Source organism: Paenibacillus sp. FSL R5-0908 (assembly GCF_038006245.1).
In the GTDB taxonomy this organism is placed as follows: Bacteria; Bacillota; Bacilli; order Paenibacillales; family Paenibacillaceae; genus Paenibacillus_AQ; species Paenibacillus_AQ odorifer.
In genome coordinates this window covers 4,088,865-4,108,594 of record NZ_JBBOUV010000001.1, presented here as the reverse complement: position 1 = coordinate 4,108,594, position 19,730 = coordinate 4,088,865, and the positions used below count along the sequence as shown (strand labels likewise).

At 43.1% G+C, this 19,730-nt stretch carries 20 protein-coding genes; 15 read left to right on the top strand and 5 right to left on the bottom strand.

Annotation, left to right across the window (positions count from 1 at the left end; all coding sequences use genetic code 11):
• Nucleotides 1-2: 2 nt before the first annotated feature.
• The 8 genes from MKZ09_RS18555 (at nt 3) to MKZ09_RS18520 (ending at nt 8,062) form a co-directional block, all read left to right on the top strand.
• The gene (locus tag MKZ09_RS18555) at nt 3-938 is read left to right on the top strand and encodes a phosphate ABC transporter substrate-binding protein PstS family protein (RefSeq protein WP_076126671.1); all 936 of its coding nucleotides are present in this window, start codon (nt 3-5) and stop codon (nt 936-938) included.
• A 90-nt stretch (nt 939-1,028) separates the two neighbouring features.
• Nucleotides 1,029-1,931, top strand: coding sequence for a phosphate ABC transporter permease subunit PstC (gene pstC, locus MKZ09_RS18550; RefSeq protein WP_036687519.1), 903 nt, complete (start codon nt 1,029-1,031; stop codon nt 1,929-1,931).
• A complete protein-coding gene (pstA, locus tag MKZ09_RS18545; protein WP_036687518.1) occupies nt 1,928-2,824 on the top strand; it encodes a phosphate ABC transporter permease PstA in 897 nt (298 codons plus the stop codon). Before pstC ends, pstA begins: the two co-directional genes overlap by 4 nt.
• A gap of 38 nt (nt 2,825-2,862) precedes the next feature.
• Nucleotides 2,863-3,639 (top strand): phosphate ABC transporter ATP-binding protein PstB, encoded by a 777-nt coding sequence (gene pstB, locus MKZ09_RS18540; RefSeq protein ID WP_076138725.1) that lies wholly within the window; start codon nt 2,863-2,865, stop codon nt 3,637-3,639.
• 151 nt (nt 3,640-3,790) lie between these two features.
• Nucleotides 3,791-4,393 carry a nitroreductase family protein gene (locus tag MKZ09_RS18535; RefSeq protein WP_076201106.1) on the top strand — a complete coding sequence of 201 codons (603 nt, stop codon included), beginning with the start codon at nt 3,791-3,793 and terminating at the stop codon, nt 4,391-4,393.
• Between the two features lie 1,661 nt (nt 4,394-6,054).
• A complete protein-coding gene (locus tag MKZ09_RS18530; protein WP_076132969.1) occupies nt 6,055-6,771 on the top strand; it encodes an MBL fold metallo-hydrolase in 717 nt (238 codons plus the stop codon).
• Nucleotides 6,772-7,344, top strand: a complete 573-nt coding sequence (locus MKZ09_RS18525; protein ID WP_076132971.1) for a TetR/AcrR family transcriptional regulator — start codon at nt 6,772-6,774, stop codon at nt 7,342-7,344.
• Between the two features lie 25 nt (nt 7,345-7,369).
• Nucleotides 7,370-8,062 carry an AlkZ-related protein gene (locus MKZ09_RS18520; RefSeq protein ID WP_076132972.1) on the top strand — a complete coding sequence of 231 codons (693 nt, stop codon included), beginning with the start codon at nt 7,370-7,372 and terminating at the stop codon, nt 8,060-8,062.
• A gap of 74 nt (nt 8,063-8,136) precedes the next feature.
• Here the strand turns inward: MKZ09_RS18520 and MKZ09_RS18515 are convergent, their stop codons facing one another.
• The 3 genes from MKZ09_RS18515 to MKZ09_RS18505 form a co-directional block, all read right to left on the bottom strand.
• The gene (locus MKZ09_RS18515; protein ID WP_076126661.1) at nt 8,137-8,319 is read right to left on the bottom strand and encodes a hypothetical protein; all 183 of its coding nucleotides are present in this window, start codon (nt 8,317-8,319) and stop codon (nt 8,137-8,139) included.
• A 237-nt stretch (nt 8,320-8,556) separates the two neighbouring features.
• On the bottom strand, nt 8,557-9,786 hold the full coding sequence (locus tag MKZ09_RS18510; RefSeq protein WP_076201108.1) for an aminopeptidase: 1,230 nt from the start codon (nt 9,784-9,786) through the stop codon (nt 8,557-8,559).
• Between the two features lie 44 nt (nt 9,787-9,830).
• Entirely contained in the window at nt 9,831-11,063 is a 1,233-nt protein-coding gene (locus tag MKZ09_RS18505) for an aminopeptidase (RefSeq protein WP_076201110.1), read from the bottom strand.
• Between the two features lie 178 nt (nt 11,064-11,241).
• Here MKZ09_RS18505 and MKZ09_RS18500 point away from each other — a divergent pair, with 178 nt between their 5' ends.
• Complete coding sequence (locus tag MKZ09_RS18500) at nt 11,242-11,520, top strand: hypothetical protein (protein ID WP_076126655.1); 279 nt, start codon at nt 11,242-11,244, stop codon at nt 11,518-11,520.
• Between the two features lie 55 nt (nt 11,521-11,575).
• On the opposite strand, the gene MKZ09_RS18495 is transcribed toward MKZ09_RS18500, so the two are convergent.
• Nucleotides 11,576-12,892 (bottom strand): TrkH family potassium uptake protein, encoded by a 1,317-nt coding sequence (locus MKZ09_RS18495; protein WP_076201368.1) that lies wholly within the window; start codon nt 12,890-12,892, stop codon nt 11,576-11,578.
• Nucleotides 12,893-13,083: 191 nt separating this feature from the next.
• On the opposite strand from MKZ09_RS18495, the gene MKZ09_RS18490 reads away from it, so the two are divergent.
• Genes MKZ09_RS18490 through MKZ09_RS18480 form a run of 3 tightly spaced genes read left to right on the top strand, consistent with a single transcriptional unit; the run spans nt 13,084 to nt 14,449 of the window.
• Nucleotides 13,084-13,437: a VOC family protein gene (locus MKZ09_RS18490; protein ID WP_076133416.1), complete on the top strand. Its 354-nt coding sequence runs from the start codon at nt 13,084-13,086 to the stop codon at nt 13,435-13,437.
• Nucleotides 13,438-13,462: 25 nt separating this feature from the next.
• Nucleotides 13,463-13,891 (top strand): GNAT family N-acetyltransferase, encoded by a 429-nt coding sequence (locus tag MKZ09_RS18485; protein ID WP_076201113.1) that lies wholly within the window; start codon nt 13,463-13,465, stop codon nt 13,889-13,891.
• A 24-nt stretch (nt 13,892-13,915) separates the two neighbouring features.
• Complete coding sequence (locus tag MKZ09_RS18480) at nt 13,916-14,449, top strand: GNAT family N-acetyltransferase (RefSeq protein ID WP_076201116.1); 534 nt, start codon at nt 13,916-13,918, stop codon at nt 14,447-14,449.
• A gap of 49 nt (nt 14,450-14,498) precedes the next feature.
• Here the strand turns inward: MKZ09_RS18480 and MKZ09_RS18475 are convergent, their stop codons facing one another.
• On the bottom strand, nt 14,499-15,809 hold the full coding sequence (locus tag MKZ09_RS18475) for a hemolysin family protein (protein ID WP_036676912.1): 1,311 nt from the start codon (nt 15,807-15,809) through the stop codon (nt 14,499-14,501).
• Between the two features lie 114 nt (nt 15,810-15,923).
• Here MKZ09_RS18475 and MKZ09_RS18470 point away from each other — a divergent pair, with 114 nt between their 5' ends.
• The 3 genes from MKZ09_RS18470 to MKZ09_RS18460 all read left to right on the top strand — a co-directional run bounded on the left by MKZ09_RS18470 (nt 15,924) and on the right by MKZ09_RS18460 (nt 19,729).
• Nucleotides 15,924-16,691: a DUF1836 domain-containing protein gene (locus MKZ09_RS18470; protein WP_036676915.1), complete on the top strand. Its 768-nt coding sequence runs from the start codon at nt 15,924-15,926 to the stop codon at nt 16,689-16,691.
• Nucleotides 16,692-16,781: 90 nt separating this feature from the next.
• Nucleotides 16,782-17,984, top strand: coding sequence for an MFS transporter (locus MKZ09_RS18465; protein WP_036677382.1), 1,203 nt, complete (start codon nt 16,782-16,784; stop codon nt 17,982-17,984).
• 185 nt (nt 17,985-18,169) lie between these two features.
• On the top strand, nt 18,170-19,729 hold the full coding sequence (locus MKZ09_RS18460; RefSeq protein WP_076201119.1) for a TerB N-terminal domain-containing protein: 1,560 nt from the start codon (nt 18,170-18,172) through the stop codon (nt 19,727-19,729).
• Nucleotide 19,730 lies beyond the last annotated feature (1 nt).

Sequence of the window (19,730 nt, the reverse complement as noted above, 5' to 3'; positions counted from 1 at the left end):
CAATGCAATTCAAAAAATCATGGATCATGACTTTGGCTTTAACAAGCGTACTGGCACTATCGGCTTGCGGTAACGGCGGGGCTAACAACACAGGAGGAAACGCTGCAGCAACTAACGAAGGAAGCGGCGGCGCTGAAATAAGTGGTTCGATTCTGGCTTCAGGTTCAACAGCATTACAACCCTTGGTTGAGCTGGTAGCAGAGAATTTCATGGATAAAAACACTGGCGTGGACATTCAAGTTCAAGGCGGTGGCAGTGGTACTGGTCTTACTCAAGTAGCTGAGAAACAAGTAGATATCGGAAACTCTGACGTATTCGCAGAAGAAAAATTAAAAGATGCAGATGCAGAAAAAGCAGCAGCACTTGTAGATCATCAAGTAGCAGTAGTAGCGATCGCAGCAGTATCTCATCCTGATGCTGGTGTGGATAGCTTGACTAAACAACAACTGGTGGACATTTTCACTGGTAAAATCACTAACTGGTCTGAAGTAGGCGGAGCGGATCAAAAAATCCAGATCATCAACCGTCCAGGCAGCTCCGGTACTCGTGCAACCTTTGAAAGCTTTGCACTTGGAACCAAAACAGAAGATATCCCAGGTTCGATTCAAGAAGATTCCTCCGGTACGGTTAAGAAAATGATCGGTGAAACTCCAGGGGCAATCGGATACCTTGCTCTTTCTTACCTGGATGATTCCATTAAAACACTTAGTCTTGACGGTGTGGAAGCATCTGTTGATAATGTTGTTTCTGGTAAATACCCAGTGTGGGCTTACGAGCATATGTACACAAATGGTGAACCTAACGCAACAGTAAAAGCATTCCTCGACTTTTTCTTAACTGACGAAGTGCAAACTGGTGAAGTTGTTGAACTTGGATACATCCCAGCTGTTAAAATGCAAGTTGTTCGCGACGTTGCAGGAACTGTTACCGCTAAGTAATTTAATTCTAGGCAATGTTATTGATTAGAATCTCAAGTGATTAGAGGCGGATACATCTGCCTCTCTTTTCACTTTAGAAAGAGGGAGCAATTGAGGGTGAAACTAAAGAACTCACGATTCGAAAAACATCATATTGAAGATTTTGTTGGACGTACTTATATGTCCTTCTGTGTATTACTGTTGATAACAATCATTGTATCGATGGTATATTTTGTAGCGTCTAAAGGAATTTCAACCTTCACAAGTGGCAATGCTACAGTTTCTGAATTTCTATTCGGTACAAAGTGGTCGCCAGAAGCGGATACGCCTTCCTTCGGAGCTTTTCCATTTATCTCGGGGTCCTTCCTGGTTACTTTGCTTGCCGCATTGATTGCTAGTCCACTTAGCTTATGCGCTGCGTTATTTATGACTGAGATTGTTCCAGGGTGGGGCAAAAAATTACTTCAACCTGTTATTGAGCTTTTGGCAGGGATTCCTTCGGTAGTATATGGTTTCATCGGATTAAGTGTAATTGTACCGTTTTTACGCAACAACCTGCCGGGCCAAGGCATCGGGGTAGCTGCAGGCGCGCTTGTGCTCTCGGTAATGATTCTTCCGACGATTACAAGCGTGGCTGCAGACGCGCTGGCTTCATTGCCGCAAAACTTAAAAGAATCTTCCTATGCGCTTGGTGCCACCCGGTGGCAGACGATTTCGCGGGTGATTATTCCAACAACCTTTCCTGCCATAATGACAGGGATTGTATTGGGAATGGCTCGTGCTTTCGGTGAAGCACTCGCTGTACAAATGGTTATCGGGAACGCGCCATTCGTGCCAAAATCACTCTTTGAGTCAGCTTCTACCTTGACCAGTGTGATCACACTCGGTATGGGGAACACGACTATGGGCTCACCTCACAATAATGCACTGTGGAGTATGGCACTGGTTCTCATGCTGATGACTTTCGTATTTGTCTTCTTTGTGAGAATGCTTGAAAGGAGAAATAAAATTTGAAGCCGAGAACCGTAAATAAAATTGCCACCAGTCTTATTGTATTTTTCGCGATGCTCATCGTTGCCATTCTACTTGGACTTTTGGGATATATCCTCTTTAGAGGCTTAAGCCATATCAGTTGGGATTTTCTTTTCTCTGCACCGCAAAAAATTCGTGCAGGTGGAGGGATCGGACCGCAGCTATTTAACTCCTTATTCCTGTTGGTACTGACACTTATTATTACAGTTCCGCTTGGACTGGGTGCCGGTATTTATATGGCGGAATATGCTCGTCCCGGTAAGATTACCGGCTTTATTCGCTTGATTGTTGAAGTATTGTCATCTTTCCCTTCCATCGTAGTCGGCTTGTTTGGTCTATTGCTGATTGTTAACTATTTCAATCTGGGCTTCTCCTTAATCTCCGGTGCGCTAGCATTGACGGTCTTTAATCTACCCCTGATGGTGCGGATTACGGAGCAAGCTTTTCGTAGTGTTCCAAAACAACAAAAAGAGGCCGGTTTTGCACTAGGATTGTCCAAGTGGAAAATTGTTACCTCGGTGTTGTTTCCGGTAGCATTACCTACAATTATTACAGGCACTATCTTGTCCGCTGGCCGTGTCTTTGGGGAAGCAGCTGCGTTGATGTTCACAGCAGGGATGAGTAGTCCAAGATTGGATTTCACCAACTGGAATCCACTTAGTGCGAATTCACCACTGAATCCCTTCCGTCCAGCGGAAACGCTGGCTGTCCACATTTGGAAGGTCAACAGTGAAGGCCTAGCTCCAGATGCTGCACAGATTGCTGCAGGAGCTTCGGCAGTGCTTGTAATTATGGTGTTAATCTTCAATTTGGCAGCACGTTATTTCGGAAGATTTATATATCGTAAGCTTACAGCTTCAAAAAGAATGAACTAATCATACAAATTAAAGTAGAGATGTAGGAGGAGTAATCGATGGGAACGTCGGCAACAGCAGTGCGTGAATCTTTTCAAACCGAAGACCTGAGTATTTTTTACGGAACATATGAGGCAGTAAAGGGGATAAGCCTTCCATTTGCTGAAAATACGGTTACTGCACTGATCGGCCCATCCGGCTGCGGTAAATCAACCTTTCTTCGTTCTTTGAACCGGATGAATGACGAAATTTCTGGCTCAAAGACAAAAGGAAGCATCTGGATTGATGGAGTGGATATTAATGCTCCGGGTACGGATGTGATTAAGCTGCGCCAGAAGATCGGGATGGTATGGCAAAAGCCAAATCCGTTCTATAAATCGATTTACGATAACATCGCTTTTGGACCTAAGTATCATGGCATTAAAGGTAAAAAGGCTCTTGATGAGATTGTTGAGGGCAGTCTTCGCAAAGCAGCATTGTGGGATGAGGTTAAGGATCGTTTAAAAGATTCAGCACTTGCACTTTCCGGTGGACAACAACAGCGCCTTTGCATTGCTAGAGCGTTGTCGGTTAACCCGCAAATTCTGCTCTTGGACGAACCAGCATCAGCTCTAGACCCGGTCTCCACAGGTAAAGTAGAGGAGCTAATCAAAGAGTTAAAAGAAGAGCTTCGCATCGTTATTGTGACACATAATATGCAGCAGGCAGCTCGGATCTCTGATTATACCGCATACTTTTATCTAGGCTCCCTTGTAGAATATGATAAGACGGATAAAGTCTTTACCAATCCAGAGAATCAAATGACGCAAGAATATATCATGGGCCGATTCGGCTGAAGCTGTGAACATCGTTCCTTCGGGAACGGTGTTTTTTTGTGAATTCAAGAGTTGTGATTCGAAGGTTTACCTGTTATTTGCAAAAGGCAGAAAGATGCTGTATCATTTGTGATAATGATTATCATTATTACTATAATAGGGAGTGGATCTTATGACGCAATCTCAACAGACTCAACAGAATAGTGTGGCCCAAATAATAAAAGAACGACGCTCGATTAAGCTTTTTAAAAAAGATCCACTTCCACAAGGCCTTTTAGAGGAATTATTAAATGTAGCGGTATGGGCACCGAATCATGGTGTGCGTGAGCCGTGGAGATTTATTGCTTTTCAAGGGGAAGGTTCGAAATTCCTAGCTGAATCTGCATTTGCTTTTGTAAAACGTGCTATAGCTGATCCAGAAGTGGCTGCTAAACGTAAAGAATATATCTCGAATATTCCATTAACAGTAATCGTAGTGATGCCTGAAGATCCTCGGCAGAGAGAGTGGGACGAGGATTTTGCAGCAGCGTCCGCACTTGTACAGAACTTCCAGCTCGCAGCTTGGGAACAAGGTGTAGGAACGATTTGGAAGACTGATCCATACATCAACAACCCTGAATTCCGCACTAAAATTGGTGTGAAGCCCGGCGAAAAAATTGTAGCCATGATCCATGCCGGATATCCGGAGACTGTACCTGACAGCCGTCCACGCACAGACGCTTCGGAGCTGCTGAAGATCGTAGACTTCTTTCCAGAGAATGGCGTAGTGGAATAAGGAAAGTCGAAGGCATTCGTATATTAAAAGCGGCGAAAGATCATAAATATTGAAAAAACGTCGAAATATCAAATAGATCAAATGATCAAAAGTATCGAAACATCAAAAGTATCGAAAGATCAAAAGTATCCTTAGGGATGCTTTTTTTGTTGCTTAGACTAGCGGAAGTAGGGTGAGGGCTGATGAGTGATGGGTGATGGGTGATGAGTGATGGGTGATGAGTGATGGTTGATGAGTGATTTATGCTGATCACTTTTCGCTGCTGGTTCCTCTGCTGATGTGGCTCAACCTTCTACTTAATTCTTAGTAATATCCTATTGACCTCCTAGTGGCTTCCTAGTGATATCCTAGTGACCTCTTGCGCGGCTTACTAGTGACCTTCTAGAGATCTCCTAGTGACCTTCTATGGGCTTCCTACTGATCTCCGCATCGGACTGTATTGCAGCTATTTGAGCTTTTTGAGTCATTTTGCCGAACTATCGGACCGCATAGCTCTTATTACCATGTAACTGCTCAGAATTGGTGTGGTTTTGAGTAAATAGCTGCAACTGGGTCCGATAGCTCGTCTAAAACGTTCAAAACGGTGAAATAAGATCAACTGAGTCCGAACAATCGGAAAAGTGTGTTCACCAGCATGGGGGATAGTTCAAATCGCGTAAGAACCCAAAGTAACCTAAGAACTAAACCAATGATGTCCAAGTTACCGAATTAAGCTAAGAAGTCCAAATAGCCCAAACTAACCCAACTAACCAAACTAGCCAAAGACCCTCAGTATGTTTCGGACTGTATTGCAGCTATTTGAGCTTTTTGAGTCATTTTGCCGAACTATCGGACCGCATAGCTCTTATTACCATGTAACTGCGCAGAATTGGTGTGGTTTTGAGTAAATAGCTGCAACTGGGTCCGATCGTTCGCCTAAAACGTTCAAAACGGTGAAATAAGATCAACTGAGTCCGAATCATCGGTAAAAGTGTGTTCACAAGCATGGGGAATAGTTTAAATCGCGCAAGAACCCAAAGTAACCTAAGAACTAAACCAATGATGTCCAAGTTACCGAATTAAGCCGAGTAAGCCAAGAAGCTCAAGTCAAAAAAGTAGTCAAAAAAGTAAAAAGAGCCAAGATAACCTCAAGAATTTGATGAAGCTAATGAAGCTAATGAAGCTATTGAAGATCAAGTAGTCTCAAGTAGATGAATAACCCAAACTAACTAAAGACCCTCAGTATGTTACGGACCGTATTGCAGCTATTTGAGTTTTTTGAGTCATTTTGCAGATGTATCGGACCGTATAGCTCTTATTAGCATGTATCGGCGCTGAATTGGTGTGGTTTTGAGTAAATAGCTGTAACTGAGTCCGATAGCACGTCAAATAGCTGCAAATCTACGAAATAACGACTCCTCAGTCCCATACAACGGCGAATAAGCGAACTAAACTCAAACTACCCAACTAACTAAAAGATCCGCAATATATCGAGTACTCTCGTGGGGGCGGTTGTTTTTTTCATAGGGATCACTTTGGCGATGTGGTACATAATTAATAAATCCAACAAAAATGCTGACAAGACAATTGAGAATTAAATATTAAAGATAACAATCTCTTGTAAAACTAATATCATTAGTTTATATTTAAGCTAATACCATTAGTTTATCGGAGGGGTAAGGATGAGAGTAACACGTGAAGGTCATTTATTGCAGTTGACTTGGATGCCAAATTTTTTTCCAGTGAATTGTTACATTATTGAGGAAAACGATGGATTGACTTTAATAGATGCCGCTATGCCATTTAGTCTAAAAGGAATTATGGAAACTGAAGCGAAACTAAATAAGAAGCTTACACGCATAATCTTAACGCATGCGCATGATGATCATATTGGGGCACTGGATGGACTAAAAAAGCAACGTCCAGAGGCTCAGGTTTACATCTCTGAGCGAGATTCGGCATTACTTCGTGGAGATCGTTCACTTCGGGAAGGAGAACCTCAGACCCCTATTAAGGGAGGCGTGCCGAAGAAGATAGCTACCAAGCCAGATGTCCTTCTCCACGAAGGGGATACCATTGGATCATTAACAGCGATTCACACACCAGGACATACCCCCGGCTCTATGTCTTTCCTTGATTCACGCAGCGGTGCTGTAGTCGTGGGGGATGCTCTTCAGACCTTCCGGGGAACTGCGGTGGCTGGAACCATCATCCCCCTGTTTCCTTTTCCAGCAATGGCTACATGGAATAAAGCTCAAGCTCTGAATAGTGCGATTAAGCTTCTAGAGTTATCTCCAGCTTTACTTGCTGTTGGTCACGGCAACTTACTTAAAGCGCCAAAGCAGGAGATGGAGAAAGCCATAAGTAAGGCACAAATGATTCAGGATAGGAGTAATTAAATGTCACCTAGAGCAGGATTAGATCGTCACACGCTAGTGATTAGAGCAGCAGAAATTGCCGATGCTGAAGGTATAGAAGCTGTTACCTTGGCTGCACTAGCAGCTAAACTAGGTGTTCGTTCCCCGTCATTATACAACCATATAAATGGACTGCAGGATTTGCGGACTGGACTCGCCATTTACGGTTTAGAGTTGTTATTTACAAGCATGTCGAATGCAGCTGAGGGATTAAATGGAGATGCTGCTGTACACGCGATGGGCCGAGCATATGTGGATTTTGCTAGAAGTAGACCAGGTTTGTATGAGACTACACTACGAGCGCCTGAACAGGAGAACACGGAGCTTGAAGCGGCTGGTGAGCATATTTTGCAGTTTATAATTCAGGTGATGAAGAGTTATCAATTAGGTGAAGAAGGAGAACTTCATGCCGTAAGAGGATTACGGAGTATCCTACATGGATTCGCCTCTTTGGAGCAAAAGGGTGGATTTGGTATGGCGCTCGATACTAACGAGAGTCTAACCCGCTTGATTAGCACTTTTATAACCGGAATTGGAAATATGAAATTAGATTAAATTAGATCTAGGAGATGATGAACAAATGGGTCAGGAATATGAACAAGGTAGTGTCACCACTTATGGGGAAACAGCAGAAATTATTACGAAATTGGGGATTTTACCGCTTGCTGCGCTGATTCCCGGGCACCCGTCTTTAAACGTCTTAACTAAGCCCGAGAATTGGCATACCGGAACAGAATTAGATCCGTGGTCATGGCGTGCGCAGTTTCCAGGTGAGGGTCTTGCAGGATACGGAAAGTTTATTAAGAAAAAGGCTATTTTAGTCTCAAGGGAGTGGTTCCCGGCATTTGTAGCAGCTGTAGGCAGTACCAAATCTATTGAAGAGCGGTATAAGGATGGGTTGGCTAGTAAAGAAGCTGTGACCTTGCTGCAGATTGTTCGTGAACATGAAGGCATTGACACACGTAAACTTCGGGCAGAGGCTGATATGAAGGCAAAAGATAAGAAAACAGCCTTCGATAACGCGGTTACTGAGCTGCAAGGATCGTTAGATATGGTGATTTCAGGCATCAAGCAACGCCTGAATGATGAAGGTGAAGTAAATGGTTGGAGCAGCACCTCGTTCGAGACGGTCAGTCACTGGATGTCAGATAACGGTTTATCCGCTTTTGAAGGGGATAGAGAAGAGGCCATAGCTTGGATACAAACGAAGATGAACGGGGTATGGTCTCCAACAGCAATAGCTTGGACAAACAAAGCATTCTCATGGAAGTAATAAAAACGGTTAATCACTGCTCCATAGAGAGTGATTAACCGTAAGCGTTTTCCAATAAAATTATATCCATCACATTAAGGTTCCAACATAGGTGCCAAGTAAGCAATCAGGAAATACAAAAATCCAAAAAGCAGCATAACATAGGCAGTGTATTTAATAGCATTAGAGGCAACAATTCTTGAATCTACCGGTGGTTGAATTTCTAGCTGTTCTTCTTCGAGGCTGTCAACTTCTTTGGAAACTGGGTCTCTCAACATGATAATCCCCTCCTTGGAAATTCAATCCTTAACTGTATTGTGACATATTTGTGAACGGAAATCAACAATAGTGTGAACAAATATTGAACTTTTATTCAAATTTGGGCATTTTACCACCTGAAATGTTGTTGTTAAAACAAAAACAACCCGTTTTACTCTCTACTTAGAGAGTAAAACGGGTTGTTTGAAGTTGGTTCTATCTAGGCTATCTAGGATCTAACGGGTGTTGTATAAGCCTTAAGCCCAATCCCCATTACGGAAGATAGGTACTGTTGTTCCATCATCGTTAATTCCGTCAATATTCATTTCAGGTGAGCCCATCATAAAGTCAACATGGGTATGGCTTTGATTCATTCCTTTTTCCAACAGCTGTTCTTTAGTCATCGTAATTCCTTCTTGAATTGTGAAGGCATAAGCTGCACCTAAAGCCAAATGACAGGAGGCATTCTCATCATACAGCGTAGTGTAATAAAGAATACCGCTCTCAGAAATCGGAGAGTGGAAAGGTACCAAAGCAACTTCACCAAGATAGGAAGAGCCTTCATCCAGTGCGATTAGTGATGCCAAAGTTTCTGCGCCTTCTTCAGCAGTAAAATCAATCACTTTACCGTTCTCAAAGGTCAGCGTGAAGTTATTGATTAGATTGCCGCCGTAGCTAAGTGGCTTAGTGCTGCTCACTTTACCATTAATACCAGACTTCAGAGGGGCAGTAAACACTTCTTCCGTTGGAATGTTGGCTAGGAAAGGGACGCCCTTACCGTTCACAGCCCCTGCCTGACACCAGATGTGACCTTCCGGCAACTCAATAGTTAAATCTGTACCAGGTGCTGTATAGTGCAGCTTGCGAAACTTACTTTCATTCAAGGACGCGCAACGAGTTTTGAGTCCATCTAAATGGCGGCTCCATGCTTCAATAGGATCTTCCTGATCCGCACGTGTGGCTTTAAAGATGGCGTCCCATAACAGTTCAACCTGCTGCTCGGATGGAGCGTCAGGGAACACTTTTGCAGCCCAAGAGGCTGATGGGAAGGCAAGGCCGCTCCAGCTCGCATGATTTCCCATTAAGTACTCACGATAAGGTGCTAGGGTCTGCCCAGAAATACGTTGATTATCGGCAATTCTTCCAGGTTCAACGCCTTTTAAAAGATCTGGGTCTGCGGAGATAATGGTTAGAAATGCAGCTCCCTTTTTAGCAAGATCCTCTAATTCATCGGCTTGCCACTGCGGCGGCTCCAGGAAGGAATCGGATGGAGCAAGATCATATCGTGTGCGTAATACAACTTCATCACTATAATTCACCTTTACAAGTCTCGCGCCGGCTTCATAGGCTTTACGAACCACAAGTCGCACAAGGTCTGCGGAAACAATATCTGCATTCACAACGAGTGTCTGACCCGGTTGAATATTAACGCCAATCTTCACGGCCAGCAATGCGTAATTCTCCAGCTTTTGCTTGAAATCCAACATAGTTTCTATTCCTCCCAATATCCTGTATCTCTTGTGTGCTTAAATTAGAACGCCCAGTTTCCATTCAGGAAGACAGGTTCTTCAGTTCCATCCGCAGTTATCCCGTAAATGTTCATCTCAGCTGATCCGATCATGAAATCCACATGGGTTACACTATTGTTGAGGCCATGCTCAATTAACTGCTCTGGATTCATGTCTTTACCGCCTTCTAAACAGAAGGCATAAGCCATACCTATAGCAAGGTGATTAGAAGCATTTTCGTCAAACAATGTGTTGTAATAAAGAATGTTGGATTCAGAAATAGGAGATTTATGAGGAACCAAGGCAACCTCTCCTAAGTATTTCGCTCCTTCATCCATGCTAATGAGGTGCTCTAGCGCTTCTTGACCTTGCTCAGCAGTAACACTTACAATACGGCCGTTCTCAAAGCTAATAGAGAAGTCATCGATAATGTTGCCGCCATGACTAAGTGGCTTTGTGCTTCTTACAGTGCCATTAACACCAGTCTTTAGTGGTGCAGTGAAGACTTCTTCGGTAGGCATATTGGCTACAAAAGAATGACCTTTTGCATTAATGCTGTCTCCTTGTGCCCAGATATGGCCTTCAGGAAGCTCGATGCTAAGGTCAGTGCCAGGTGCTATGTAATGCAGCTTTTTATATTTTTTTGCATTGAGTACATTCGCTTTTTGCTCCAAGGTATCAAGATGCTCCTGCCATGCAGCTACTGGATCTTCACGGTCAAGACGCACGGTGTGGAAAATGGCTTCCCAGAGTTTATCTACACGTTCTTCGGCTGGAACCTCAGGGAACACTTTATCCGCCCAAGCTTGACAAGGAACAGCTACAATACTCCAGCTAACTTTGTCGGACATTTGCATTTCACGATATTTGGTGAGGGCAGCTCCACGTACTTTTTGGAAATTGGAGATACGTACTGGATCAATGCCTTTAAGTGCATCAGGATCTTCAGCGATCACGTTAAGGATAGCTGCACCTTTTTCGGCGAATTCAGTCATTTCACCTGCGTACCATGTAGGAGGCTGAGTGAATACCTCTGGCGCAGCGTGTTCAAACTGTTGGCGTGTAATGCTTGCATCACTCCAGTTCACCTTAACTAAACTTGCTCCGATTGCATATGCCTTAGCGGTAATTAGACGTACGAAATCAGCGGCAAGAATCGGTGCATTCACCACTAGAATTTGCCCGGGTTGAACATTAACACCTATTTGTACAGCTAAATCTGCATATTTACTAAGCTTAGCCTGAAAATCAGTCATTGTAATTTCCTCCATTTACTAATAGTTTAGTACTTTACAAGCATTGTACTAAATTATTAACCGCCGGATGAAAAAAGTCAATTACGTGGAATTTACAGTGCAAAGAGAAGGAATTACATTCATTTCAATGATATACTGAAAGGGTAGCTGATTTGATGATAGGAAGGAAGAGAAGTGGATGAATTTAGAGATCGTAAGTGCTGAAATGAGCCGTAAAGAAGATAAAAGTTATGTAGGGAGGACTGTATTCACTCTCGAAAATCATAAGGCTCCATATGAAATTACTTTCTTCAGTACAAGAGGAACGGAATGGGATTACAGTCTAAGCTTTGCGGGTGAGCCTGGGAGCGAGGAACAGTTCTTAGAAACGGATGCATTGCTGGAGAATAACGATGATGTGTACAATCAGTTGCTGGATGCTGCACTTGATCAACAAGAAATCGTGGAAGAACAATAATATTATTGATATGACAGCCAGCGGCATTATCTGGTAGCCGCTGGCCATATCATGATTATCCAATCGTTATCTTACCTTCTGGGTAGCGATACAGTTCTTTACTACCTTTTGGTTTCAAAGCATAAGCAAGTGTAAGTGGTCCGGTCCGGCCCATAAACATCAGGATAATCACTAGAACCTTTCCTGCCGTAGTTAGTTCCGGAGTAAGGCCCATAGATAAGCCTGAGGTTCCAAAAGCAGATACAGCTTCAAAAAGGACTGTTAGAAATTCAGCGCTCTCGGTCAAGGATAATAACATCGTAGCGATGACAAGCAGCATAAGAGACATTAATGTAATAGTAAGGGCTCTATATACATTTTCTTTAGCGATCCGGTGGCGAAACATTACAATATCTTCTTTCCCCCGTAATCGTGCAGCTACCGCAGTAACCAGTACGGCGAATGTTGTGATCTTAATTCCTCCACCCGTCGACCCAGGTGCAGCTCCAATAAACATCAATAGAATCATCAGAAATTGTGTGGATTGCCGTAAAAGTGGAACTTCAATGGTGGTGACACCACCAGATCGCGGAGTTACCGCTTGTAAAAGGGTCGCCCAAAACTTTCCGCCAGCACTCAAGGGCTTCAGCGTAGAATTATACTCCAGCAAGAAAAACAGCCCCGCACCAATAACAATCAATATAAGAGAAGTCCAAAGAACAACCTTTGAATGAAGAGTGAGTCTTCTGCGTTTAGGAAAGTCCATAAGATCAGACAGTACGATAAAACCAATCCCTCCAAGAAATATGAGACTCATTGAGGTTAAGTTAACAATCGGATCATTTACAAAACGAGTAAGTCCGCTAAAGGGTCCATGAATATCACCGAAGAGGTCAAAGCCTGCATTATTAAAGATAGATATACTATGGAAAATCCCATAATATGCTGCTTTCCCAAAGGGCATATCCATCATAAACCTTCCAGCAAACAACACGGCACCCGACAGCTGAATCACAAGAGAATAGATCAGGACTCTACGGATTAAGAGTACAATTCCCTGCATCGAATTTTGGTTCATGGATTCTTGCAAAAGGATTCGCTCTTTCAAGGATATCCGTTTATTAAGGACCAATGTAATCAAAGTAGCCATCGTTACGAAGCCTAATCCTCCGATTTGAAATAAAATAAGCAGAACAACTTGTCCGAAGGTAGTTAGCTGAGTTCCCGTATCAATGACCGCAAGGCCTGTAACACATGTGGCTGAAGTCGCCATAAACAAGGCATCAATAAAGGATATTTGTCCGGATGTTGAGGAGACCGGGAGACTAAGCAGAAAAGTCCCGGCAGTGATAAGGATTAAGAATCCTAGTGATAAAACTTTGGGCGGGGTCATTTTAAAACCACCGAAGTTCAGGTTAGCCAATGTAATTCTCCTGACGTACGTGATATTGGAGTAATGCTCACAGAATTATAACACAACTTACCAGCCCTTCCCTAAATGGAGGGAGGTAATTGACATATTTTATCGAATTATTCTACAATAACACCCTATCCGTCAACTTTAAAGAGGAGGCTTTCTTAATGATGATAAGTCCGATTCTGAATCAGATTGGTGCTGTTTTTATTCCGGTAAGGGATATTGAGAAATCAAAACAATGGTATTGCCAATTGCTTGGACTACCATTGGATGGAGAGGTATTATTCGGTCATTTATATGTAGTCCCTATGCAGGGACCGGGCATCGTTTTGGACAGTAAGATTTACACCGCTGAATCTGTTCTAAACATCCCTTCGTTTCATCTTAACACCGAGGATATTGATGCTGCTTATGATTATGTAAAGGCCAACGGAGGAGAGATTCTCACGGATATTGAGCATGATCATTGGTTTAATTTTAAAGATCCCGATGGAAATGTGATCATGGTCTGTCGTTGTTAAGCGTTATATAGAAGGGAGTAGACAAATGATAAGAGAAGCTGTGCCCGAAGACGCTAGCCTCATTGAAGAACTTTATCGGATTTTGCTGCCTGAGCACCCAGCTGTTCATGTATCTCCTGAGCGGCTGAAGCAGATAGCAGAACATCCGGAGAGTTTTCTATATGTGTACGAAGAACAAGAAGCAATTGTCGGGTCGTTACATCTTCATTTTTGTATGGATGCCTTATGTGACGATAAGCCCTTTGCTGTCATAGAAAGAGTTATTGTGGCTGAAAAAGTACGAGGAAAAGGGTATGGCGCAATGCTAATGAGACATGCCGAGAATGTAGCAATCTCCAAGGGAGCCCTTAAGATTATGCTATCAAGTGCAGCAAAGAGAGAAGAAGCACATCGCTTCTACGAGCATCTAGGTTATGATGGCAGCTCCAGCAAGTTGTTCAAGAAGTATTTATAGTTATTTACGATTGGAAGTGATGATATGATGGTTACTCTTAGAGAACTGGTGCCGGACGATGCAGGAGAATTGCTTAGACTTCAGCATCAGTTAGACCAAGAGTCCAAATTTATGTTATTGGAACCGGACGAAAGACAAGCAAGTCTTTGTCAGGTCAAAGAAATGCTTGAAAGCTTTCTGGCAGCAGAAACTTCAATTCTTATAGGGGCAGAGGTTGACGATCATTTGGCAGGTTACTTGTCTGTTAGAGGTGGAAATGTCAGACGCAATAGACATAGCGCGTACATAGTGATTGGGATTCAGAAACAATATCAGGGGAATGGGATTGGAGCTGGCCTGTTCCGTGAGATGGACATCTGGGCTATGAACAATGGGATTGTTCGTCTTGAGTTATCCGTCATGACCCATAATCAAGCTGCTTTGGCGCTATATATCAAGAACGGGTTTGAAATCGAAGGAACGAAGCGGAAATCTCTTATTATCGATGGTGAGTGGGTGGACGAATATTATATGAGCAAAATTTTCCCAAAAGAAAAAAGGATAGAGGATCAGATTTAATCTGATGACCCTATCCTTTTTTTATGAATAAAGGTTATGATTTCGTAATTTATGATGATTCAGTGTTGCTTGATTGTTCGATAACAACTTCAACCTTGCGGACACGGTATCTGTTCATCTCGCGGATGGTCAATGTTACATGGTCACGAACAATACTTTTGCCAATGGCTGGATCGGTAATATGACTGTATACCCAACCACCAACAGTGGTCACTTCTTCATCTTCGAAATCAAGCCCTGTAAGATCCTTGACCTCTAACAGAGATACCTTACCATCGAACAGATAGTTAGTATCGCTTATTTTTTCGACTTCTCTGCGTTCATCACCGTCAAACTCGTCACGGATTTCACCAACGATTTCTTCCAAAATATCTTCAATCGTGATGAGACCGGATGTTCCACCATATTCATCAAGCAGCAAGGCAATATGCACACGTTCCAACTGCATACGAGTTAGAAGATTCTTGACCGGTGTAACTTCAGATACTGTCAGTACGGGTTGAATTAGGCTATGGAAATCAAAATCAGGATTGTTATCATACTGCAAATAGAGCTGTTTCGTGTTGATCATTCCGATAATATTGTCCTTGCTGCCTTGGGCCACAGGGAAACGAGTATATTGCTCCTTGCGGATAATTTCGAAATTTTCTTTCAACGAATGATTGGTAAAAAGACATACCATATCGGTTCGCGGAACCATGATTTCTTTGGCGAGCATCTCATCAAAAGTAAAGATTCGGTTAACATAGCCATATTCGGCTTTATTGATTTTCCCGCTTTCGTAACTCTCGGACAGGATCAAACGAATCTCATCTTCACTATGCGCGTCTCCATGCTCACTAGCTGGTTTCATCCCAAAAAGACGAACAAGCATATTAGCGGAACCGTTCATGAACCAAATGAGAGGGTACAAAATTCTGTAGAACCAAATAATCAGCGGTGAAGTAATTTGACCGATTTTTTCCGGAATGTTTATAGCTGCCGTCTTCGGAGCAAGTTCTCCGACAACGACGTGTAAGAATGTTGCAATGATGAATGCGAGTAAAAACGCAAGAGGGTGACTCACACTAGAACTGATATTGGCCCAGTCGAAAATAGGAAGCAATAACTGTTCGAATGCAGGCTCTGCCAGTGCACCAATACCCAGTGCAGTGATAGTAATCCCGAGCTGACAAGCGGATAAATAGCCATCGAGATTAGCGGATACCTTCTGTACTGCCAAGGCATTCTTCTTTCCGTCAAGCACCATTTGACTGATCTGGCTACCTCTAAGTCTCACCAATGCAAATTCTGTTGCCACAAAAAAAGCGGTTAAAATAATCAAAATAACCACCAACGTCAAACTAAGTCCTATACCCATATAATCTTTACCATCCCTTTCGTTCCTAAAATAGGTTATACTCATTATTATGAGTTCTTATGAACTATTCTACGAACTTTTCAATAAAATATCAAATGGTGGAGGGAAACAGATATGGAATCATTTGCATTGACTCGTGTGGAGATGTCCAGTCTACTGCTCTCATTGACCGGATTGTCAGACCGGAAACCGCTGAATATCCTCCAAGAGGCATGGGCAAAGTTTCACCGTGAAGAATTACAAAAGGGGACTTCGTTACCCGCTTTTTTATCAACCAATGTTCCACCCATATTACAAAAGATCATTAAAGGCGGCCATGTAAAAGGCTTTTCACTTGGTGAAATTGCTTCATTGGGCCATCTTATAGAGTATTCCACATTGACCGTCACAGCTATGCAAAATTGGGTCAAGCGCGACTTCAAGGAATATCTCGGTTCGCCTAAAGAAGGAAAGAAATATTCGGTTAATCAGGCGGCGCTTTTGTTTATTATCGATGATCTCAAATCAGCCCTTAACTTTGAAAGTATCCGCCAATTGTTCCAGCTAATGTTCCTAAAGCCGGATCGCGATGATGATGATCTAATTGAACCGGCCAAGCTGTATTACGCATATGCGGGGCTTTTTGAGGAGATCAAAAGCAATCCATCGATTCAGACGCAATGTAAAGTAGATCAAGTGTTGCACAAGGAGTTCTCTTGGAAAGAAGATACCTCGTTAAAAAGCTCTATAGATCGTGTAATTAACCGGTTGACACATTTGTCTAGAGCGCAGAGAGAATCCGTTCGTAATATGCTGCTTATCGCCACAATTTCTGTGCAGACCTGTTATTTTCAATCGCTGGCTAGGCAATACTTTAATGCTGCTTTATTTCTTGATTTTTGAGCACTTCAATTTTAAAATGTATAAGTGAAACAATCAAAAGTAAGTTTATTGGTTAACAGGTTGAAATAAGGGGGCTTCGAAGTGAATCAAATGACACTGCTGCGGAATCCGAAACAAAGGAAATTACTCTTCAGCGCTGGCTTGAGCTGGATGTTCGATGCGATGGACGTCGGAATGATTTCTTTTGTTGTAGCAGCTTTAGCTAAGGATTGGAATCTGGGACCGGAGCAGATCGGTATATTGACTAGTATTAATTCCGTCGGTATGGCAGTAGGTGCTGCAGCGGCAGGGATATTAGCAGACCGCTTTGGCCGTAAACCGGTATTGCTGTGGACACTCCTTATTTTCTCGGCGGCAAGCGGATTATCCGCATTTGCAACAGGCTTTGCGATCCTCTGTGTGCTTCGTTTTATCGCTGGGTTTGGACTTGGCGGTGAGCTGCCTGTCGCTTCTACCTTGGTCTCAGAGAGCATGCCTGCTCAGGAGAGAGGCCGTGCGGTTGTGCTTTTGGAGAGCTTTTGGGCAGTCGGTTGGATTGCTTCGGCATTAATCGCGTTCTTCATTATCCCTGATTATGGCTGGCGTATAGCTTTCGGAATTGGGGCTGTACCTGCACTCTACGCTTTATATCTAAGACGGGCGATTGATGATTCACCGAAATTTGCTGAGATTAAAAAGGCACCCGTTTCCTTAAAGAAACGAATCGCTACCGTATGGTCGCCAGAATATCGCCGTTCTACAATTATGTTGTGGATTTTATGGTTTACGGTGGTGTTCTCGTATTATGGCATGTTTCTATGGCTGCCTACAGTTATGGTACTTAAAGGCTTCAGCTTGGTCAAAAGCTTCGAATATGTGCTTATTATGACGCTCGCTCAGCTGCCTGGATATTTTACTGCCGCTTACTTTATAGAAAAGTTCGGACGTAAATTTGTCCTGGTCATCTATATGCTATTCACTGCGGTTAGCGCTGCATGGTTCGGAAATGCGACTACTGAAGGAATGCTGATGGCTGCCGGAATTTGTTTATCCTTCTTCAATCTTGGCGCTTGGGGTGGCATGTATGCTTATACGCCAGAGCTGTACCCAACGGCTATTCGTTCCACAGGCGCTGGTTTAGCAACTTCCTTTGGCCGGATTGGGGGCATTATCGCACCTTTGCTGGTAGGGGTTCTAGTAGGTAAATCTATGGCGATTGGCTCGATCTTTATGCTATTTTTTGTAACGATTATTATCGGTGCATTAGCGGTATTGTTCCTTGGCAAAGAAACAAAGGGAACCGAGCTTCTCTAAAGTGTGATTCTGCATTACATACTTGATGTTAATCTATCAACAATGCTAAAATATCAAGAAGAAACGATGTTGTCGTCCTGTATGGATGACCACTATTCACGTAAGAACAAAACGGTTCCTTCACAGTTGTGAACAGGACCGTTTTTTTACATTAATCCTTATTTATAAGGGCGGAGCGATCGCACATGAGTAATGATAGGAAGCAACCGCATTTCACAGAATTAGTCTGGGAAAGTACGGAACAAAATGTACCGATTCCACCGCGAAATTCCCCTGAACCTGCGCTGCCTAAGTCATCTTCTAAGCATAATGGCAAAACAAATTCAACCCCTGAACCTTCATTACAGCTGCAGCTTTGGGATACAGAGATGGAAACACCGGAGCCTGTGACTACCACCGAAGGGCAGTTCGTAACTAGAGCGAAGGAATTAGTTGAAAAAACTGAGGATTCAGCGCTTTTTGTTCCTTTTAAAAGTTACTGGCCTACATATGGACATATGACAGGCACGCAGAGCAGATGGTATTTTTATTGGCGGAATGAAGTTAGACAAGGCAGATATCTGAAAACAGATCTTTCTTATATTTTTCTGCATGTATATGAGCTTATTAATGGCGTGGGGTGGACTGACCCTAATGATGGCTATAGGCAGCTAAATCTGATCTGGGAAGCTTACCGGGAAAGTTATAAACGTTTGGATCAATATCTTGGCGGCTGGATCGCGGACTTCTCTTTTGTACATCATTTGGATGTCCCGCTTTCTATCATTGTGGCTCGTTCACGTGGTCTTGCTGGGGATCTGGCGGAGCTTGAATTAATGAGAGGACTGACGGCTGCTCCTGAGCAGCTAACCTTCGCAGTATTAACGGCAATGTCGGACTATGATATTAGTAAATCCAAGTTCTACATCGGAGAAGGCAAAGAAGCTCTTGAACAATACATTCCGCAGGTCGTGGCGTTAATTAATGCTTATGTCACCCGGAAACACGGCTCCAATCTAGTGGAAATGTTTCCGCCTGGACCAGCGGTGATGCGGGAGCGTTATTTATTCCGAAGTGCCGTATATGATATTTCATTATATGGCTATTCTGTTCTTATACCGGTTGTACGTATTAGTAAATCTCCACCACTTCGCAGTCTGATTACTAGGCTATTTCGTCTGACTGAGAATAAACTCCGGGAACTGATGGGTTACCGCGGACGACTTAAAGGTATTAATGTAGATGCCGATATGGACGATTTGATCACTCGTTTTTTAAAGCGTGAGTACCTTAAAGAGATGCAGGAAGACAAGGGACCCGCAGTTGTCATAGATCCGGAGAAGCTAGAACGCCTGCAAAGTGATTCTGAAATTGTACGGACGATGCTTACGGTTGAGAATATGGACGAGCAGGAAGACTACGAGGCTAGCGAGCTCGAAGCAACTATCGATGAAATCGATCCAATACAAGATAGTATGGAAGAAATGTTGCCTGTAGAGGTGATTGAAGAAGCTCAAGCGGTTAGCATAGGGTCGGAGGCAGAACAGTTTGCCAATGCTTTAAGTCCACTACAACAGGAAGTACTGCTTGCTCTTTTGGATGAAGATGGAAGTCATGCTTTACTGAAGCTGGCTGCTGCTAATGGCACGATGTCAGAGCTTTTAATTGATGAGATTAATGAAATCGCAATGGACATTCTTGGTGATCTGATCATTGAGGGGGAAGACATTGTTGAGGAATATATCTCTATGCTGCGCAATATTTAAT

Bases quoted from the DNA above. Each gene is read 5' to 3' on its own strand.
- MKZ09_RS18555 (WP_076126671.1), top strand. From the start codon at position 3: ATGCAATTCAAAAAATCATGGATCATGACTTTGGCTTTAACAAGCGTA.
- pstB (WP_076138725.1), top strand. From the start codon at position 2,863: ATGGGAACGTCGGCAACAGCAGTGCGTGAATCTTTTCAAACCGAAGAC.
- MKZ09_RS18535 (WP_076201106.1), top strand. From the start codon at position 3,791: ATGACGCAATCTCAACAGACTCAACAGAATAGTGTGGCCCAAATAATA.
- MKZ09_RS18530 (WP_076132969.1), top strand. From the start codon at position 6,055: ATGAGAGTAACACGTGAAGGTCATTTATTGCAGTTGACTTGGATGCCA.
- MKZ09_RS18525 (WP_076132971.1), top strand. From the start codon at position 6,772: ATGTCACCTAGAGCAGGATTAGATCGTCACACGCTAGTGATTAGAGCA.
- MKZ09_RS18520 (WP_076132972.1), top strand. From the start codon at position 7,370: ATGGGTCAGGAATATGAACAAGGTAGTGTCACCACTTATGGGGAAACA.
- MKZ09_RS18515 (WP_076126661.1), bottom strand. From the start codon at position 8,319: ATGTTGAGAGACCCAGTTTCCAAAGAAGTTGACAGCCTCGAAGAAGAA.
- MKZ09_RS18510 (WP_076201108.1), bottom strand. From the start codon at position 9,786: ATGTTGGATTTCAAGCAAAAGCTGGAGAATTACGCATTGCTGGCCGTG.
- MKZ09_RS18505 (WP_076201110.1), bottom strand. From the start codon at position 11,063: ATGACTGATTTTCAGGCTAAGCTTAGTAAATATGCAGATTTAGCTGTA.
- MKZ09_RS18500 (WP_076126655.1), top strand. From the start codon at position 11,242: ATGAATTTAGAGATCGTAAGTGCTGAAATGAGCCGTAAAGAAGATAAA.
- MKZ09_RS18495 (WP_076201368.1), bottom strand. From the start codon at position 12,892: ATGACCCCGCCCAAAGTTTTATCACTAGGATTCTTAATCCTTATCACT.
- MKZ09_RS18490 (WP_076133416.1), top strand. From the start codon at position 13,084: ATGATAAGTCCGATTCTGAATCAGATTGGTGCTGTTTTTATTCCGGTA.
- MKZ09_RS18485 (WP_076201113.1), top strand. From the start codon at position 13,463: ATGATAAGAGAAGCTGTGCCCGAAGACGCTAGCCTCATTGAAGAACTT.
- MKZ09_RS18480 (WP_076201116.1), top strand. From the start codon at position 13,916: ATGATGGTTACTCTTAGAGAACTGGTGCCGGACGATGCAGGAGAATTG.
- MKZ09_RS18475 (WP_036676912.1), bottom strand. From the start codon at position 15,809: ATGGGTATAGGACTTAGTTTGACGTTGGTGGTTATTTTGATTATTTTA.
- MKZ09_RS18470 (WP_036676915.1), top strand. From the start codon at position 15,924: ATGGAATCATTTGCATTGACTCGTGTGGAGATGTCCAGTCTACTGCTC.
- MKZ09_RS18465 (WP_036677382.1), top strand. From the start codon at position 16,782: ATGACACTGCTGCGGAATCCGAAACAAAGGAAATTACTCTTCAGCGCT.
- MKZ09_RS18460 (WP_076201119.1), top strand. From the start codon at position 18,170: ATGAGTAATGATAGGAAGCAACCGCATTTCACAGAATTAGTCTGGGAA.